This is a genomic window from Bradyrhizobium valentinum (assembly GCF_001440405.1).
Classification (GTDB): Bacteria; Pseudomonadota; Alphaproteobacteria; order Rhizobiales; family Xanthobacteraceae; genus Bradyrhizobium; species Bradyrhizobium valentinum.
In genome coordinates this window covers 29458-29830 of record NZ_LLXX01000151.1, presented here as the reverse complement: position 1 = coordinate 29830, position 373 = coordinate 29458, and the positions used below count along the sequence as shown (strand labels likewise).

Genomic DNA, 373 nt, shown 5'->3' with positions numbered 1-373 from the left:
CCTGGTAATAATTGTCGGATCGCCGCGCCTCCACGGCCGCGGCGGGCGGTGGCGCCTTCATGGGCGCGATTGGAGGCGAAGCGACGGCCGGCGCGGCCATCTCGCGCGCAACGGCCGGCGCTGAAGCCGGCTCCGGCGCCTGAATGGCGGGCTTCAATACCCGCGTATCACTATCATTTCCACTACGCTTACCGAACACGATGGCACTCCACGCGGGCGACCTACTTCTTGGCCCGCAACTTCTCGATCAAGGGCGACAGCAACGAACTCTTCGGCTTTTTGGTCTCGCCGCGGCCGGTAAGCCGCTGCGCGATCTGCAGGAACATTTCGGTGGTGCGATGTGTGGCGGAGATTTCCGCGATCATCTGGCCAT

The 373-nt window shown here is 64.1% G+C and carries 1 pseudogene; it reads right to left on the bottom strand.

The annotated features are described in order from the left end of the window. Window positions 1–221 precede the first annotated feature (221 nt). Window positions 222–373: pseudogene (locus CP49_RS47890) on the bottom strand (CtpF protein); the annotation flags it as partial.